Here is an 18501-nt window from a genome sequence, read left to right as displayed (position 1 = left end):
CAGCGTTCTTGTCTGCCTGCCAGAGCCCGCCATCGCGAGGCTACGGGCGCACGGGGCTGGAAGCGACACAGTCCAGCCGCTCCCCTTACTTCGGCAGGCAGAGTCAGCCGCCCGGCGCCCAGGCGCGCCGCGAAATTGCGCTTCTTTCTCCGCAGGCCGAAGCGCCGCAACCGCATTTTGAACCGCAAGGTGACAAGGTTACGCTGAACCTCGTGAACACGCCGATTCCTGTCGTGGCAAAGGTCATCTTCGCCGACATCCTGAAAAGCAATTTCTCGGTGTCCGACCGTGTCAGCGGCAACGTGACAATCCAGACGGCGCGCCCCACCTCCAAGCAGGCGCTTGTCGATATCTTCGAGAGCATTTTGAACGAGCGCGGCTACGGCATAGAAAAGAAGGGCGGCGCCTTCCTCGTCTCGAATACCGACCAGATCCAAACCGGTTCGATCGGCCAGTCGGATGCTTCAGGGGTTTCGGCAGGCAGGCAGGCACGGATCGTACCCCTCAACTACATCGCCGCCAAGCAGATGGCCGATATCATCAAGGCCTATGCGCCGGAAGGCGTGATGCAGATCGATGACCGGCGCAACATCATTGTCCTCAGGGGCAACAATGCCGAAATCGACGGCATGCTTTCATCCGTCCGCCTCTTCGACGTCGACTGGATGCGCGGCATGTCGGCCTCCCTCTTTCCGCTGGAATCGGGCGCCGACCCCACCATCGTCGTCAAGCAATTGCAGACCCTCTTTGCCGCCGCGACATCGGGCGACGGCGATGCCGGCATCGTGAAGTTCCTGCCCAGCCGCGAGTTGAAGGGCATCCTTGTGATTGCCCAGCGTCCGGCCTATCTTGAACGGGCCCGCACGATCATTGCTCGACTGGACGATGCCGCCAGCTACGGCACACGCCAGACCTTCGTCTATCGGGTGCAGAACCGCAATGCCAAGGATCTCGCAAACGTACTCCAGCGCGCGCTCGGCGGTGGCGGTATCACTGCGGCGGTGGAAAGCAGCCAGACGGCGACCGGCGACACGCAGCAGACCAGCAGCGCGCTCGCCGTCGCAAGCCAGCCGACGGGCCTCGGCACGGAGGTCTCGGTTGTCGCGGACGAATCCAACAATTCGCTCGTCATTGTCGCCTCCAAGCGCGACTACAACCGCATTCTCGGCGTGCTGTCCTCGCTCGATCGCATGCCGAGCCAGGTGCTCATCGAGGCCGTTATTGCCGAAGCGGCGCTGAACGATCAGCTAAAATTCGGCCTGCGCTACTCGCTCGGTGCCGGCAATGTCTTCAAGTTCACCAATGACGAGAACGGCCAGGTGCAGAGCGGGCTTGCAGGCTTCACCTATTCGGCGCTCTCCGCAAACTTCAGCGTCGTGCTGAATGCGCTCTCGGCCGTAACGCAGGTCAAGGTGCTTTCCTCCCCGACGCTCACGGTGCTCGACAACCACACCGCCAAGCTGCAGGTGGGTGACCAGGTACCGGTCATCTCCGAAAGTGCCACCTCCAGCACGACGGGAACGACGACGACCTCCATCCAGATGAAGGATACGGGCGTCATTCTCGGCGTGACGCCGCGCATCAGTTCCAACGGCCACATCCTGCTCGACATCGAGCAGGAGGTCAGCGATGTCATCAACACCACGACATCCACGATCAATTCTCCGACAATCCGCCAGCGCAAGGTCTCGTCCACGGTCGAAGTCGGCGACGGCCAGAGCATTGTCATAGGCGGTCTCGTGCAGGAGCAGCAGCAAAAGAGCACGGATGCGGTTCCCATTCTCGGCAAGTTGCCGGTCATCGGTGCGGCCTTCCGCAATCGCACCAACCAGGCAAAGCGCACGGAACTGATGATTTTCATCCGGACCCGGATCATGCGCGACCAGAACGATGCCCAGGCCATCACCGAGGAGTTCCGCAACGGGCTCAGTGCCGTCACGATCGATCGGCGGCCGACGTCCACCTCCAACACCTGGGATCTGTTGCGGATCACCGAATGACCTCGGGCAGCAAAGGTGCGGATCAGCGCGCAGGTCATGGTGACCCGCTCGGCTCCCGCCTGCCCTTCCGCCCAGCCGAGGAAACGTCGCGCGACGGTTTCGTCCTGATATCGGTCCTGATCGTCGCCCTTCTCTTTGTCGCCGTGACCGGCAGCCTCGCGGTGCGCGCCCGGCTTTTCGTGCTGCAAGAGCGCAATCGCGCAGAGACTGTCGCCCTCCAGACGCTCGCCGATGGCGCAGCCCGGCTCGTCGCCCTCGATCTCGCCACAGGGCGCTTCTCGCTGCCGCCCGACGGCACGACCGGTACCTGCAAAAAAGGAGATCTTGAGCTTCGTGTCTCCGCCATCGATCAGGAGATGTTGCTCGATCTCAACGGGGCACCGCCCGAGATGATCGTCGATGTCCTGACCGCCATCGGCATCGACGAGACCGATGCCCGGAGATTGGCCGCGCAGATCGTCGACTACCGCGATCCGGACGACAGGAGCCAGCCCCTCTACGGCGCCGAGGCAGCCGAATATGCGCGCGCCGGTCTACCCTGGCGTCCAAAGAACACATTTTTCGCCGATGTCAGCGAATTTGCGCAGCTCCCCGCAGCAACGCCGCCGCTGATCGCACGCATCGCGCCGATCCTCACCATCAACAATCCACGCGCCAGCATCGATCCGACCCTCATCAACCGCCTGTCCGCAACCCCCTCCGCCGCCAATGAGGCGCTGTCCCGCTGGCTCTCACCCAGTCGTCAAACCCGCTTCGCGGTCATGATCGAACTGAGGGCACCCGGCCGCGCAACGGCGTCGAGAACCGCAACGATAGCAGTCGGCGGCGAAAACGGACTGCCGCAGTTCCTCAAATGGGCCCGTAACGACATGGCAGGCCCGCCCGAAGCCGCTGGCCAAACGCTTGCGGTGTCGGACGCCAGTCTTTGCAGCGCAGTCGGTCACTCCAGACTGGATCAGAGCCGCACCAGGTGACGAATGTCGCGGTCTTTTGAGATTCGACGCGCGCGGCTGTCACCGAATGCTGGGCGATCTGCACACGTTGCGACCGACGACGGAACCAATGCAGCGCACCAACGGTTTGTTTTCTGAATCAGCGGAGAGCGAACATGGCGGCACATCGGGCGCAGTGGAAGGGTCACCTGGAGATCGGCGGACTCAGTTGTGCGGTCGGTCTTTACACGGCCGCATCGACCGCCGAGCGGATCAGCTTCCACATGATCAATGCTGCGACCGGCAATCGTCTGAAGCGCCAGTTCGTTGACAGCGAAACCGGCGAAGTGGTGGAACGCGACCAGCAGGTCAAGGGCTTCGAGCTCGGAAATGGCGACCATGTCATGATCGACCCCGAAGATGTGGGGGCCGTGGTGCCGGATGCCGACAAGACTCTCGAAGCCGAAGCCTTCGTCTCCTGCGACGGGATCGACGACATCTATTTCGACAAGCCCTATTATCTCGTACCGGTCGAAGATGCCGATCACGAGGCCTTCGCCAGTATTCGCGATGCGCTGCTCAAGACCGAGACGACGGCCATCGCGCGGACGGTCCTTTTTCGAAGGATGCGCACGGTGCTGATCCGGGCGCACGGCGCGGGCCTGATCGCCACCACGCTTAACTTCGACTACGAGGTCCGCTCCTCCGAAGAAGCTTTCAAGCAGGTGGCGAGGATCAAGGTCGACCCCGAAATGCTCGACCTTGCCAAGCACATCATCAACACGAAAAAGGGACAGTTCGATCCGGCAGGCTTCGATGATCGCTACGAAGAGGCGCTCGCCGCCCTCGTCAAGGCCAAGGCGGAGGGCAGGGCCATTCCCAAGCCAAAGCCCGTGAAAGTCTCCAAGCCCGGTGACCTCCTGCAAGCCTTGCGCGAAAGTGCGGGCATGGACAAGCCCGCTGCGAAGAAGAAGCCAAAGGCAGCCAACGCCAATGCCGGAAAGAAGCCGGCCGCGTCGAAGTCTTCGAAGACACCGTCCAAAACAACCCGCAAGAAGGTGAGCTGAACGATGGCCGAACAGCGCCCGTATTGGAAAGGCTACCTCAAGCTGTCGCTCGTTACCTGCCCGGTGGCGATGACCCCTGCGACAACAGGGTCCGAAAAGGTCCGTTTCCATACCATGAACCGTGACACAGGAAACCGGGTCGTTTCGCAGTACATCGACAGTGCCACCGGCAAGCCCGTGAAGCAGAAGAATGAAGCGCGCGGCTACGAGCGGGGCGAAGATGACTACATCATTTTGACGGACGAGGACCTCGAAGGCGTCGAACTCGACACGGTGCGCACCATCGATATCGAAAAATTCGTCCCGCGTGACAGCATCGACTGGATCTATCTGGAGACACCCCATTACCTGACGGCGAACGGCAAGATCGGTGGCGAGGCCTTCGCGGTGATCCTCAAAGCCATGCAGGCGGAAGACGTCGTGGGAATCTCGCGCCTGGTCCTCGGACGCCGCGAGCGCGCCATCGTGCTCGAACCGCGGGGCGAAGGCATTGTCGTGTGGGCCCTGCGCTTTGGCGACGAGGTCCGGCCGGAGTCTGAGTATTTCGAGGGCATCGACGCCGCATCGAACGAAAAGGCAGTCTCCGCGCTTGCTACCGTGATCAAAAAACGGATGAAGGACTGGTCGCCGGAGATGGCCGCTGATCCCATTCAGGAAAGCCTCTTGAAACTGATCGCGCGGAAGAAGAAGGCGAATAAGACCTCAAGGGCCAAGACGTCCAAATCCGCGGGCAAGAGCGCAGAGAAGAGCAATGTCATCGACATCATGGATGCCCTGAAGAAATCGGTGGCCAAGGAGCTTAAGTCGCGCAAGGCGGGATGAGAACATCTCATCCTGTGTGCCCACCGTGGGCGGATCAGGTCCGCATCCTGACCGGCTCCGCCACGCGTTCAAGGGTGAAGACATAGCGGCGCGGATCATCCTTGATGACCATCACGCCCATCAGCCTGTCCTGATCGATCCGACGGAAGTGGTCGGTGATCGGCTGGCGATCATAGACCATGGCCGTGCTGGTCGCGCCTTCGAACGGCAGGAGGCGGACCGTGGCGGCCGGGCCACGGGCGCCGAGGCGGCGCTGCAAATAGGAGAAGAGGTTGCTCGCTGCGTTTGTCCGGCCAAATCGGTGGAAGCGGAGCGCGAGCTTCAACGGCACGTAGACGGGATCGACCGCCGTTAGACGCCGTTCCCCGGATCGAAACAGCAATGGATCCGCCTTCAGATCCGCCATGAACCGCTTGCCGAACCAGCCAAGGTTTTCGAGGACGCCGTCGAACGGATGACCGGTGACAATTCCACGGCCCTGCCAGAGCCCAACGAGCTCAGCGGGCTCAACGGCAGGCAGCGCGCGGAACTGGTCCAATGCCGTGTGCCCGTTCTTCCCGTGTTCTTCCATTTGCTCATTCTCACTCTGTTGTCTTCGCAAGTCGCTCGATCGCCTGCTCCAGGGGGCGCGCGGCCTCGCCATAGTCCTGCCATGCAGCGGTCTTTGCGAGAAGGCCCGGAACTGTTCGAATCGTGAAGCGTGTCGGATCAAGATCTGTCCTCACCTGCGTCCACGTCAGCGGCATGGAGACAGTCGCGCCGGGCCGCGCACGCGGCGAGAGGGGTGCCACGGCGGTGGCCAAGCGATCGTTGCGCAGATAGTCGAGGAAGATGCGGCCTTTGCGCAGGCGCTTGGTCATCTTGATGAGATAGCGATCCGGCTCCTCGTCCGCCATCGCCGCGCAGACATTACGGGCAAAGGCCTTCGCAGCGTCCCAGGCCAACGGCTTGCGCGCATTGACCGCAAGCGGCGTGACGACATGCAGCCCCTTGCCGCCCGTCGTCTTGCAGAAGCTTATCAGCCCCAGGTCTTGCAACCGATCCCGAAGCGCGCGTGCGGCTTCCACGACGGCGGAAAAGGGCACGTCCGGGCCAGGATCGAGATCGAAGACGAGACGGCCCGGCACATCGGGCTTTCCGGGAGCGCTGTTCCAAGGATGCAGCTCGATGCCGCCAATCTGGGCAATGGCGACGAGACCTTCGGCGCGATCGACCTCAAGATAGGGCTTGCGGTCGCCGGAAACCTTGACGAGTTCGAGGAGGTTCGACGTTCCCGGCATGGCGTGGCGCTGGAAGAAGCGCTCGCCGTCGATCCCGTCCGGCGCACGCAGGATCGAGCAGGGTCGTCCCCTGACGTGGTCGATCAGCCAGGGTCCGACGGCCTCCTGGTAGCGGGCTAGCTCCTCCTTCGTCACGGGGCGGTCGTCACCGGCATCGGGCCAGAGCGGCTTGTCCGGGTTCGAGATCATGACGCCCATGATGTCGGCCTTGCCGCCCTTGCGGCGCTTCGTCTCCGCAAATGCCGGTTGCGGCTCCGGGGTATCGGCCATCTCCGGCGAGATCGGCATATCCGCTTCGACCTCGCCCGCCGGCTTGTCTTCCCGCAGCCCCTTGAAGGCTGCCTGGCGCACCTGTCCGTCCGCCGTCCAACCGGCAAATTCGATCTCGGCAACGAGGTCCGGCTTCAGCCAGGTGATGTCGGGCGTCTTCTTCGGCGCGCCGATTCCGGTAAAGGGCGAGGTAGACGCTTCATGCGCCTCAAGGATTGGCAGGAGCTTTTTGACCACCGCCGCGCCATAGCCCGTGCCGACGCGGCCGACATAGACGAAATGACTGGCGCGGTTCACGCCGACGAGAAGCGACCGGAACCGGCCATCGGTCGTGGCATAGCCACCGATCACAACCTCGTGGCCGGCCCTGCACTTCGACTTGGCCCATGTGTCGCTGCGCCCGGAGATATACGGCGCATCGGCCTTCTTCGAGACGATCCCCTCCAGCGAAAGCCGACAAGCGGATTTGAGCACCGCATCGCCTCCGGTCTCGAAATGCTCGACAAAACGCAAGCGCGGATCGCCGTTCGCATCGGCCATCAGCGCCGCAAGCTCCTGCTTGCGCTCTGCCAGCGGGCGCTCCCTCAGATCGTCATGTCCGGAAAAAAGCAGGTCGAATCCGAAAAAGACGAGATCGTCGGTCTTCCGCTCCGAAAGCGCTGCCTGCAGCGCAGCAAAATCCGGGGCGCCGCTCTCGTCCAGCGCACAGATCTCGCCATCGATAATGCAGTCCGAAAGTAGGGCGGCAGCTTCGGCAATGGCCGGCCAGCGTGCTGTCCAATCGAGTCCCTTGCGGGTTTTCAGCGACACCTCGCCCTTTTCGATCCGCATCTGGATGCGGTACCCGTCGAACTTGATCTCGTGTAGCCAGCCGGCGCCGGAGGGCGGGCGATCGAGGGACTGGCAGAGTTGGGGCGGGATGAAAGCCGGCATGGATGCAGCCTTGCTCGCACCGGCCGCTATACGTTTCGAAGACTTCGGCTTTGCCTTTCGCCCGCTCTTTCGCCCAGCGGGCTTGCGCTCCTCGGCCGCCAGCCCCTCGCTGCTGTCCCAGACCGCATCGGCCGCGACAGCCGCGGCGGTCAGCATGAAGGGCTTCGGCTTGCGCCCCTTGCCGGCAGCGATGGCCTCCATGGTCCGGCCGGATGCGACCGATGTGGCGTCGCGCTTGAGGACAGCATCCCCCTCCTCCTCGACGGCGTGGTCGTCGTGATGTTTGATCAGCAGCCAGTTGGTGCGTTTGCCGCCCTCCCGGTCCTTGCGCATGCGCACCAGCACAAAGCTTCCCTTCAGCCGGTCGCCGTCGAGGGTGAACTTCAGTTCGCCCTTTGCCAGCGCCGCCTCGGGCGTTTGCTCACCCTCCGGATCCCAGTAGCCTCGATCCCACAGCATCACGGTTCCAGCGCCATATTGGCCTTTCGGGATGGTGCCCTCGAAATCGCCGTAATCGAGCGGGTGATCCTCCACCTCCACGGCAAGCCGCCTGTCATGCGGATCGAGGGACGGACCGCGTGTTACCGCCCAGGACTTGAAGACGCCGTCCACTTCGAGCCGCAGGTCGTAGTGCAGGCGGCTGGCATCGTGCTTCTGAATCACGAAGCGGGCGCGCTTGGCTGCCTTGATCTTGACGGCACCGCTCGGTTCGCCGGTCTTTTGAAAATCGCGCTTGGCACGGTAGGTAGAAAGCGTGTCGGCCATGACCCAGGACCTTTAAAGAACGGCGCGGTTGTCGGAACCGGTCAGGCGCCCGAAACCCTAATGGCGCCGACATCGCCGAAACTGCGCTGCACGGCCGAAACAAGGTCTGCCCGGATATCCGCGGAAACCTCGATATCGCCTTCGTGCGGCGCATCACTGCGCTCGACATCGCCGCGAGAGGCCTGCGTTCCCGTCGTGTTGCTGTCGGATGCGGACTGGACAAAGACATCGGGACGGGAAATGCCGTGTTGCTGCACCAGATGTTCGACAGCAAGTTCGGCTGCCTCCCGGGTTTCGAAGATGGCGCGGATCGTTGTGGTGGCGGTGTCGGACATGATGGAGCTCCTTCTAAGCTGCGAGAGACAACCAAACTCGCGGAAGGGCCCGATGTTTCCAGCGTTTTTGACGATCTCTTCGCAGAAGGAGACGTCAGGGAGCCAGATCGCTGGCTTTTGTCGCAGGCACTCAAGGGTCTCCTTCTGGTGACCCTTTCGCTTGCGGCCAATCGAAGTCCGGGCGCGTCAAGCAGTAGCGCGCCCTTGGATCGTCGATCCAGCCGGCCCTCAGGTCCGCGGCAGGACAATTTCAAACGTCGCGCCCTGGCCGCGGCCGGGGCTGGCGACTGTGATCGTCCCCCCGTGCAGTTCGACCAGTTGCTTGACGAGAGCAAGACCGATGCCGAGGCCGCCGCGGGCGTGTTCCAGATGGCCGCGGATCTGTGTGAACATGTCGAAGATCGTACCGAGTTCGGCCGCATCAAGGCCGAAGCCCGTGTCCGCCACACGAATGACGACTGTCTCGCCGCGCGTTGCGATGCCGGCTTCGATGTGCCCGCCGGAAGGCGTGTATTTGGCGGCATTGTTCAGGAGATTGGCGATGCACTGGGTGATCCGCACCTGATCGGCGACAACCATCAGGGGTTCCGCGAGTCCGGCAAGATGCAGATCATGCTGCTTGGCCTCGATGTTGGACCGCGCCATTGTCGCCGCGGCCGTCAGCGCATCGCGCAGATCGAAACGCTCGGCCAAGAGCTGGATCTTGCCCTCCGTGATCCGCGAGACGTCCAGGAGATCATCAACCAGCCGCACCACATGGCGCATCTGCCCCTCCATGAGCGTCCCGATTTCCTGCGCGCGAGGGCCGGTCGGCGCGCGCAAGAGCAGGCGAAGGCCACCGCTGAGCGCTGCCAGCGGATTGCGCAGCTCATGGGCAAGGATGGCCAGGAACTCGTCCTTCTTGCGGTCGGCGATTTGCAGTGCTGCAGCCTGCGCGGCAAGCTGGTCGCGCTGGGCAGCGATCATCTGGCGCTGCCGGTAGATCTCGAAGAAGACGTCCGTCTTGCTGCGCAGGATATCCGGCTCGATCGGCTTTTGGATGAAGTCGACCGCACCTGCCTCGTATCCCTGGAAACGGCGCTCTGCGCTGTGCGAACCTGCCGTCAGGAAGATGATGGGGATACGGCGCGTCCGCTCATTGCCGCGCATCAGCTCGGCGAGTTCGAAACCGTCAAGGCCCGGCATCTGCACATCAAGGAGCGCGAGCGCCACATCGTGCTGCAGGAGGAGTTCCAGCGCCTCGTCACCCGAGCGCGCCTTGAGCAGGATCAGGTCATCCCGTCGCAGCAGTGCTTCCAGGGAAAGGAGGTTTTCCGGCAGATCATCGACGAGCAGGAATTTGACCGGCGTGTTCATGGGGCTATACTCGAAAGGTAGGGCGCGATGTCACTCAGCGCGAGAATGCGGGCGCCCTGGCAGGCGGCGATGGCGGCGTCGGGCATGGCGCGGGCATAGGCCGTTTCGGGGTCCTGGACGATGGCCATGCCGCCGGCGCGCTGGATGGCGGCAAGTCCCCGCGCGCCGTCCTGATTGGCGCCTGTCAGGACAACACCGACCAGCCCGCCGCCCCAGACATCGACGGCACTTTCGAAGGAGACATCGATCGAAGGGCGCGAAAACAGGACCTGCTCCTCGTTGGACAATGCGATCGTGTGCGGATCCTCGATCAGCAGGTGATAGTCCGGCGGCGCCACATAGATCGTGCCGGGCTCGATCGGCTCCTTGTCCTCGGGCTCGATGACATTGAGCGGCGTGCGCGCGGCAAAGATAGCGGCGAGCACACTGCGCTTGCCGGGCGGCACGTGCACGATGATGAAGATCGGAAGCGGAAAATCGGGCCGAAGCGAGGGCAGGATAGTGCCGAGCGCTTCCAGGGCACCCGCCGATGCGCCGATCATCACGGCTGCGGGAGAAGCACCGCTCATGGATCGGTCCTCTGGTAGATCTTCTCCTCGCGCACGAAGGCGCGGAAGGAGCCCTCGTGGGCGGAAAAGCGCAGCGTTTCCTTCGCACCAAGTCCCAAAAAGCCGTTGCGCGGCAAAGCATCGCGGAAAAGGCCGATCGCGCGATCCTGCAGCGCTCGATCGAAATAGATCATCACATTGCGGCAGGAGACCAGGTGCATCTCTCCGAACACCTGGTCCGTCACGAGGCTATGATCGGAAAACACGACATTGCGCCTCAGGCTCTTGTCGAAAACGCAGCGATTGTACCCGGTGTGATAGTAGTCCGACAAAGACGTCCGGCCGCCCGAGAGGCGATGGTTTTCGGTAAAAAGCCGGATGCGATCGATATCGTAGACGCCAGCTTCCGCCTGCGCCAACGCTTCGGGATTGATGTCGGTGGCATAAAAGAGCGTCCGATCCTCCAGCCCCTCTTCGCGAAACAGGATGACGAAGGAATAAAGCTCCTCGCCCGCGCTGCACCCCGCGATCCAGACTTTCAAGGACGGATAGGTCTTGAGGTGCGGGACGACCTTTTCGCGAACGGCGCGGAAATAGGTGGGATCGCGAAACATCTCGCTGACCTGCACCGTGAGATAACGCAGCAATTGCGGCAGCATGGCGGGATCGTGCAGCGCCCGCTCCTGCATAGCGGAAATGGTAGGAAAACCGAGCTGCTCACGCGCCTGGCGCAGTCGCCGGCGCACCGACGACATCGCATAACTGCGGAAGTCATAGTGATAGCGATGGAAGAGCGCCTCCAGCAGCAGGCGGATCTCGATATCCTCGATCTTTTCGAATGTCTGCACCGTCTCGCTCATTGCGGCATCCAGACGCGAACGAGAGAAAGCAGCTTTTCGACGTCGAGCGGCTTGGCCATGTAATCGTTGGCGCCCGCCTCAATGCAGCGCTGCTGATCATCGGGCATGGCCTTGGCGGTGAGCGTGATGACCGGAAGCTTGGCGAAATCCGGGATCTTCCGGATATGACGGGTGGCGGTCAGGCCATCCATGATCGGCATCATGACATCCATCAGCACGAGGTCGATTTTCTTGTCGACGGACTGGCGGGACTGTTCGAGCTTCTGCAAGGCCTCCTCGCCGTTTCGGGCGATCTCCACCACGGCTCCGCGCGGCTCGAGAATGTTGGTGAGGGCATAGACGTTGCGCACGTCGTCCTCGACGACCAGGATGCGCCGTCCCTCCAGCAGCGCATCCCGGTTGCGCGCCCGACGGATCATCTTCTGCTGTTCGTCCGGCAGGTCGGAGACGACCTGATGGAGGAACAGCGTGACTTCATCCAGCAGGCGCTCGGGGGACTTCGCGCCCTTGATGATGATCGATTTCGAATAGCGGCGCAGCTTTTGTTCTTCCTCGGTCGTCAGCACGCGGCCGGTATAGACGATGACAGGCGGGAAGGAATGGGCGCTGTCTTGGCTGATCGTTTCAAGGAGCGCATAGCCAGAGGCATCCGGCAGCGACAGATCGAGCACCATGCAATCGAAGGTCTGCTCACGCAGAAGCGCCAGGCATTCGGCCGCGGTCGCCGCGCAGATCGTCTCGACCTCGGGCGAGCCGATCAGCTTGGCCACCGCATCGCGCTGGACATCATTGTCCTCGACGATCAGGACCCGGCGCACATTCTGCGAGATCTTCGCATCGAGCGATTTCAGGACATCGACGAGCTGCTCACGCTGGACCGGCTTCAGCGCATAGCCGACCGCGCCGAGCGACAGGGCCCTCTCCGTGTAGTCGTCGGCCGAAATGATGTGGATGGGGATGTGACGGGTCCGCACGTCGCTTTTAAGCCGGTCGAGAACCGAAAGGCCGGATTGATCGGGAAGGCCGACATCGAGCACGATGGCGCTTGGCATGAACTGACGCGCGAGCTCCAGCGCTTCCTGCGCGGTGCCGGCCACCAGTGTCTGGAAGTCGAGATCGCGGGCAAGATCGCGCAGGATCATCGAGAAACTGTGGTCATCTTCGATGATGAGCAGCTTGCGGCCCTGTTCCTTGACCTGCTTTCGATCATCCTCGACGATCGCCGGTGGACGAGCGCGTGAGCTGGCAGCGCGCGGGGGCGCGGCAAATGGCAATTCCACAACGCCCTGTTCCGGCATGACCGGCGGCGCAGGGATCATGGCAGGCGCGGGCCTCGCGGCCATCTCGGGGACGAAGACCTCGGGCAGGACAACCGTAAAGGTGCTGCCTTCGCCGGCACGGCTCGTCAGATGGAGTGTCCCGCCGAGAAGCCGGACGAGTTCGCGCGAGATCGAAAGGCCAAGGCCCGTCCCGCCGAAACGGCGGCTGATGGTGCTGTCGGCCTGGTGAAACGCCTCGAAAATTCGCTTCTGCTGGTCTTCCGCAATGCCGATCCCGGTGTCGGTGACGGAGATCGCGATATGACCGTCGGGCGCCGGACGGATATGGAGCGAAACCGTACCCTTTTCGGTAAACTTGATCGCGTTTGCCAGGAGATTCCTCAGAACCTGCTCCAGCCTTTGCTGGTCCGTCTCGATAACGACCGGCACATCCGCTGCCACGTCGATCGAAAGCTGAAGCCCCTTGTTGGAGGCCAGCGGATCGAAGACCTGTTGCAGCGACTTGACCATGCGCTCGACGAGCACAGGCTCGGCGTGAACCTCCACATGCCCGGCCTCGATCTTCGAGAGATCGAGAATATCGTTGATGAGGTTGAGAAGATCGTTGCCGGAGGCCTGGATGGTCTGCGCATAGCGAACCTGCTCGGGCGTCAGGTTTTCCTCTGTGTTGTCGGCGAGAAGCTTGGCAAGGATCAGCGAGGAATTGAGCGGCGTGCGCAGCTCATGCGACATGTTGGCGAGGAAGTCGGACTTGTAGCGGCTGGCCTGTTCCACCTCCCGCGCCTTGGCCTGGATGGCATCGTTGGCCATTTCCAGATCATCGCGCTGGCGCTCCAATTCGCGCGCCTGTTCCTCGAGCTGCGAGTTGGTCTGTTCCAGCTCCACCTGCTGCTGTTCGAGGCGCGCCTGGCTTTCTTTCAGCGCCTTGCCCTGCTCCTCCAGCTCCTCGTTGGACACGCGCAGTTCCTCGCCCTGCACCTGCAACTCCTCCGCCTGACGCTGAGTTTCGGTGAGGAGGCGTTGCAGCTGGGTGCGGAACTCGGCCGAGCGTATGGCCGTTGCGATGGTCGAAGAGGATTGGTCGAAGAGTTCCAGCACGTGATCGGGCACGCCGTTCAGGAAGCCGAGCTCGTAGACGGCGCGGATCTCGCCATCGATGCTGGCGGGCGAGAGCGTCAGGAAAGCGGGCTTGTCGCGGCCAAGTCCGGAGCCGAAACTGATATAGCCATCCGGCACCTGCCCGACGACGATTGGGCGCGGATCGGTAAGCACATGCGCATAGAGCCCGTCATTGCGGCCGATCCGCTGCGGAACGACCGTTGTCTCGGGAACGCCGAAGGTGGCGCTGCGCTGAAATCCGTCCTCGGTCCTCACATACATGATGCCGGCAACGGCACCGACGTAATCGGTCAGATAGCGCAGGATGCTTTCGCTCAGCGCATCCGTGTTCCGGTCGCCGATGACGGACTGGCCGAGGCCGACCTGGCCGCGCTGCAACCACTCCTGCCGCCGCCGCGCCAGGGTAAGACGCCGCAGCAGGACGCCGATCACGAGGGTCAGGGCCAAGCCGAGCACGGCGGTGCTGATGACGACGGCGTAGGCGGCCGTATAGGACCGGCCCATGTCGACAAGACGCTCGGCCCGCTGGCGCGTCTCTTCCGCGCGCATATCGGCGACCGTCGCCCGGATGGAGTCCATGGCGCGCTTGCCGAGATCGGAATTCACGAGTTGCAGGGCTCCCGCCGCGTCGCCGGTCCGCTTCAGGTCGATTGTGCGCTCCAGCTCGTCGAACTTGGTTTTGATGTGAGCCCTGAGATCGCCGAGCCGCCGGCTTTGAAACGGGCTTTGCGAAACAAGGCCATCCAGAGCTGCCAGACGGCTGACGATCTGCACCTTTGCCTGTTCGAACGGCTCGAGGTAACGCTCATCTCCCGTCAGCAGATAGCCCCGCTGACCCGTTTCCGCATCCTGCATTTCCGATTGCAGTTGGCCGATGGCAACGATGAGATCATGGGTCTGTACGACGCGCAGATTGTTGGTCTGCAGCGACTTGGTCGTATAGAGCCCCGTCGCGGCGCTGATGATGAAAAACAGGAGGGCAGCGGCAAGCCCGGTCGCGACCAGCGGGTCGAGCCCGAGACCCCCTGTCAGGCGAGCGGAAGCGTTCTTTCTGTGCATTCTTTAAATCCGGGCGTTCCTGTTCCTGAAGAACGATACAGCAAGCGGTCTCAACCGGGTGCAGCGTCGGGAAACCGCCCCCTAAAGGTCGAGCCTCGCGCACATCGATCAACCGGCATGAATCGTTTGCCGGCTGATCGTCTCCCCCACCTGTATGAAGCAAGCGATTGCTGCATCTTACGTTGGTGGAACATAGGCCAGACCGTCAGATTTTCTTCTTCATTTTGCATCCTCCTGCAAATTTGGACACAGAAATCGCGACGCGTGCCGCGCCAGACGAAAATTTCAACCTTCCATTGCAACGACGTGCCGCTTCGCATCGAGCGCACATTCTCCGGCAACGCTCGTGGAACTCACAGGAGGACTGCCGCTTCTCTTGATCCATCGCGCTAGCGCGCCCGTAAACCGGTAGGATGTCGGAGGATGCTGTGGCATGGATGAGAGGGCGTTTCTTCCCCGGGTCACCGTGTGGTTTGACAGTGGCTGCCCGCTCTGCCAGCGCGAGATTGCGCTGATGCGGCGCCTCGATCGACGCGGCGCGATCCGTTTTGTGGATGCTTGCGATCCGCATGTGACCTGCCCGGTCGATCGGGCCGAAGCTCTGGCCCGCTTCCACGCCGAGGAGGAGGGCCGACTTCTGCGGGGCGCCGCCGCCTTTGGCGCCATGTGGCGGGCGATACCGCTTCTCCGCCCGCTTGGTCTTTTGGCCGGATTTGCGCCGCTGACGCCGGTCTTTGACGCCGTCTATCGCGGCTTTCTGCGCATTCGGCCCCGTTTGCAACGCCTGATGCGCAACCCCCGGGTATGAGCCCTGGCGTGCAGCCTATAGCGGCGGCGGCTGACGCCGATCACCCGTCGCCTCGAAGGCGGCGGCGAGCGTCAGGAGCGCAGTGTCTTCATAGGCACGCCCCGCGAAGGTCAGGCCGACCGGCATGGCCGTATCCGTCATCGTTCCCATCGGTACCGTCACGGTGGGAATGCCGAGGTGGCGAATGGCGAGATTGCCGTTCGCGACCCAGACGCCGTTGCGCCAGCCAAGGTCGGCGGAAGCCGGATTGACGTCCATATCCGCCGCGCCAATATCCGCAACCGCCGGAAAGACGACCGCATCGAGACCGAGGCCATCCATCCAGTCATGAAGATCACGCCGCCGCGTTTCTTCCAGGCCCCTCAGACCCGCCTCAAGCTCTGGAATGTCCGTGAACGACGCATGGGAGTGCTTCCGGACCTGATCCGGATAGGTCGAGATGTCATCGGGAAAGCCCGTATAGCGATCCGGCAGCGCGCCCGCCGGACGCGGGAAAATGGTCGCACCATCGACATCGGCAAGTGTGTCAAACTCCGGGTCGCCATTCGCCCTCAGAAAGTCCTCCCAGGCGAAGGCAGAGAGAGCGTTGATTTCGCGCGTGATGAAGTCACGGCTGACGAGACCGCGCGTGAAGAGCGACGGCGCGCCCGGACGGTCGGCCTCGTATTGGCTCACGACGGGAAAATCCACGACGACGACGCTGGCGCCTGCCGCCTCCAAATCACGTCGCGCCTTGTTCCAGAGATCAAGGATGGATGCGCGCGTCTCGATGGGCCGGCCCGTGGAGCCGCCGACGCCACCGTCGGGGTTGCTGCCGGCCGTGCTATCGGCGTTGATATACATGGCGGGAATACCGATCCGCTTTCCGGCAAGGGCCGCCAGAGCGTCTTGCCGAGAGGCCGGCCGCAGAGCCGGATAGGAGGCCGGCCGCACCGCACTGGCCTTTGGCAGTGAGACCCATGGCTGGGCCCGCCAGAAGTCGCCGCGCGTTTCGGCATCATCCGCCACGATCACGTCGAGAACCTCGAAAAGATCGGCCATGCTGCGCGTATGGGGCACGACAACGTCCATGGTCGGCACCAGCGGCCAGTTGCCGCGCACCGAAATCACGCCGCGCGAGGGCGTGTAGGCGCAAAGCGCGTTATAGGAGGCCGGCGCCCGTCCGCTCGACCACGTCTCTTCGCCAAGGCCGAAGGCGCAAAAAGAGGCCGCTGTTGCCGTGCCCGAACCGTTTGAGGAGCCGGATGCGAAGGCGCTGGTCAGAAAGGCGCGATTGTAGGGGCTTTCGGCGCGGCCGTAGAGACCGCGCTGCATGCCGCCATTGGCCATGGGCGGCATGTTGGTAAGGCCGAGGCAGATAGCGCCTCCGGCCCGCAGCCGCTCGATGGTAAAGGCATCCCGCATCGCCCGAAGATGCGCAAAGGCAGGACTTCCGGCCGCCGCCGTCAGCCCCTTCACCAGGTAGCTGTCCTTGGCGGTGTAGGGAATGCCATCGAGAGGCCCGAGCAAAGCGCCCGCAGCGCGCCGCGCATCCGACGCCCGTGCTTCCTCGAGCGCTTCCGGATTGAAGACGATGACGGAATTCAGCGCTGTCGGCGTATCCGGCGCATCGAAGCGGCGGATGCGTTCCAGATAGGCCTCGACCAGGGCGACGCTGGTCACGGCACCCGTTTCAAGCGCGCTCCGCAACGCGGCAATCGGTGCTTCCACGACGTCGAAAGCGGCCATTCTACGCTCCTTGGCCGAGTGCCGGCTGCTGCTGCGTGATGCAGTGGATGCCGCCGCCCCGCGCAAAAATCGGCCGCGAATCGATCGTCACCACCCGCCGGCCGGGATAGGCCGCTTCCAGAATGGCCCGCGCCGACGCATCGGCCTTGTCATCGCCGAAGCCGCAGGCAACCACGCCGTCATTGACGACGAGGTGGTTGACGTAGCTGTAATCCACAAAGCCGTGCGCATCCGCGATCGTTTCGGGCGCATCAAGATCGAGGATCGCAAAAGGCCGCCCCTTGGCATCGGTCTCGGCAGAAAGAAGCGCGCGGATCTCGGCCATCACGGCATGATCCGGATGATCGGCATTCGGCTGGCGATGCACGAGCACCTGACCCGGCGCGGCGAAGGTGGCGACGATATCGACATGGCCGTTGGTGCCGAACTCCTCATAGTCGCGCGTCAGCCCGCGCGGCAGCCAGATCACCTTGGTGACGCCGAGGGTGCGGATCAGCTCGGCTTCCACATCCGCCTTGGTGAGGGTCGGATTGCGGCGCGGATCGAGCTGCACGGTCTCCGTCACCAGCACGGTTCCCTCGCCGTCCACGTGAATGCCACCGCCCTCATTGACGATCGGGCTTGTCACCAGCTCCGCACCGACATGAGCGGCGATCCGCGGTGCGATGGCCGCGGATTTCTCCCATGTTGCCCAGGCATTCGCGCCCCAGCCGTTGAACACCCAGGAAACCGCGCCGAGCACACCGGGACGGGCGGGATCGACCACGAAGGTCGGACCGAAATCACGCATCCAGAACTCGTCGAGCGGCGCCTCGACAATCTCGATATGGCTGCCGAGCATACGCCGGGCCCGCGCCATCTCGCTGGGGTCCACCACCATCGACACGGGCTCGAATTCACCGATCGCATGGGCCACCTCAGTCCAGGCCTGATAACCCGTTTCCTTGTAGGCCTCTCCTTCACCCAGCGTCAAACCTTCGCGCGGAAACGCCATCCAGATGCGGTCGTGGCGCGCGGTTTCGGGGGGCATTATCCAGCTCATGGCGACAGTTCCATTCTGATAGGCGCCGAACCTGTCAGGTCCGGCTCACCGGACGCAAGCGGGCAACAGTTTGCCGATCCTGTCAAGCCTGCCGAGCGGGCCAGACATGAGCCTCGCCCTGGCGCGGACCGTCTGTTGTTCGATCCGCTGAAACAGCCCACCAAATGCGCAAACATACCTTGAGAAAAGTCATACTTTTCCCACATAAGAAAAGGCCGGCCTTCGCCGGGCGGGCGGAGAGGCAGGAGCAGCCGGCCATGGAACGATCCGCGCTCCGCACCATTCCTGCCAGGTAAG

General features: G+C 63.0%; 14 protein-coding genes. 5 read left to right on the top strand and 9 right to left on the bottom strand.

Annotated features, from left to right (window positions below; all coding sequences use genetic code 11):
- The first annotated feature begins 212 nt into the window (after positions 1–212).
- The 4 genes from gspD to F3H41_RS12645 all read left to right on the top strand — a co-directional run bounded on the left by gspD (position 213) and on the right by F3H41_RS12645 (position 4821).
- Entirely contained in the window at positions 213–2000 is a 1788-nt protein-coding gene (gene gspD, locus F3H41_RS12660) for a type II secretion system secretin GspD (RefSeq protein WP_188129450.1), read from the top strand.
- The gene (locus F3H41_RS12655; protein WP_149739053.1) at positions 1997–2974 is read left to right on the top strand and encodes a type II secretion system protein GspK; all 978 of its coding nucleotides are present in this window, start codon (positions 1997–1999) and stop codon (positions 2972–2974) included. The genes gspD and F3H41_RS12655 overlap by 4 nt, the downstream gene beginning before the upstream one ends.
- Before the next feature lie 134 nt (positions 2975–3108).
- Positions 3109–3999 (top strand): Ku protein, encoded by an 891-nt coding sequence (locus F3H41_RS12650; RefSeq protein ID WP_149739052.1) that lies wholly within the window; start codon positions 3109–3111, stop codon positions 3997–3999.
- A gap of 3 nt (positions 4000–4002) precedes the next feature.
- Positions 4003–4821 carry a Ku protein gene (locus tag F3H41_RS12645; protein ID WP_149739051.1) on the top strand — a complete coding sequence of 273 codons (819 nt, stop codon included), beginning with the start codon at positions 4003–4005 and terminating at the stop codon, positions 4819–4821.
- Positions 4822–4855: 34 nt separating this feature from the next.
- Here F3H41_RS12645 and F3H41_RS12640 read toward each other — a convergent pair whose 3' ends face one another.
- From F3H41_RS12640 to F3H41_RS12610, 7 genes are all read right to left on the bottom strand, one after another.
- Entirely contained in the window at positions 4856–5392 is a 537-nt protein-coding gene (locus tag F3H41_RS12640; protein WP_149739050.1) for a DUF4334 domain-containing protein, read from the bottom strand.
- A gap of 10 nt (positions 5393–5402) precedes the next feature.
- Positions 5403–8069, bottom strand: coding sequence for a DNA ligase D (gene ligD, locus F3H41_RS12635; protein WP_149739049.1), 2667 nt, complete (start codon positions 8067–8069; stop codon positions 5403–5405).
- A 41-nt stretch (positions 8070–8110) separates the two neighbouring features.
- On the bottom strand, positions 8111–8404 hold the full coding sequence (locus tag F3H41_RS12630; RefSeq protein ID WP_149739048.1) for a hypothetical protein: 294 nt from the start codon (positions 8402–8404) through the stop codon (positions 8111–8113).
- 228 nt (positions 8405–8632) lie between these two features.
- Entirely contained in the window at positions 8633–9760 is a 1128-nt protein-coding gene (locus F3H41_RS12625) for a hybrid sensor histidine kinase/response regulator (RefSeq protein ID WP_149739047.1), read from the bottom strand.
- Positions 9757–10329, bottom strand: a complete 573-nt coding sequence (locus F3H41_RS12620; RefSeq protein ID WP_149739046.1) for a chemotaxis protein CheB — start codon at positions 10327–10329, stop codon at positions 9757–9759. Before F3H41_RS12620 ends, F3H41_RS12625 begins: the two co-directional genes overlap by 4 nt.
- Positions 10326–11168 (bottom strand): CheR family methyltransferase, encoded by an 843-nt coding sequence (locus F3H41_RS12615; RefSeq protein WP_149739045.1) that lies wholly within the window; start codon positions 11166–11168, stop codon positions 10326–10328. The genes F3H41_RS12620 and F3H41_RS12615 overlap by 4 nt, the downstream gene beginning before the upstream one ends.
- A complete protein-coding gene (locus F3H41_RS12610; RefSeq protein ID WP_149739044.1) occupies positions 11165–14626 on the bottom strand; it encodes a response regulator in 3462 nt (1153 codons plus the stop codon). Before F3H41_RS12610 ends, F3H41_RS12615 begins: the two co-directional genes overlap by 4 nt.
- Positions 14627–15059: 433 nt before the next feature.
- On the opposite strand from F3H41_RS12610, the gene F3H41_RS12605 reads away from it, so the two are divergent.
- Entirely contained in the window at positions 15060–15434 is a 375-nt protein-coding gene (locus tag F3H41_RS12605) for a DUF393 domain-containing protein (protein WP_149739043.1), read from the top strand.
- A 15-nt stretch (positions 15435–15449) separates the two neighbouring features.
- On the opposite strand, the gene F3H41_RS12600 is transcribed toward F3H41_RS12605, so the two are convergent.
- Positions 15450–17162 (bottom strand): amidase, encoded by a 1713-nt coding sequence (locus F3H41_RS12600; RefSeq protein WP_149739042.1) that lies wholly within the window; start codon positions 17160–17162, stop codon positions 15450–15452.
- 1 nt (position 17163) lies between these two features.
- Positions 17164–18204, bottom strand: a complete 1041-nt coding sequence (locus tag F3H41_RS12595; RefSeq protein ID WP_149739041.1) for an agmatine deiminase family protein — start codon at positions 18202–18204, stop codon at positions 17164–17166.
- Positions 18205–18501 lie beyond the last annotated feature (297 nt).

Source organism: Rhizobium sp. RU20A (assembly GCF_900155885.1).
Taxonomy (GTDB): Bacteria; Pseudomonadota; Alphaproteobacteria; order Rhizobiales; family Rhizobiaceae; genus RU20A.
This window is presented reverse-complemented; position numbering and strand designations above follow the sequence as displayed.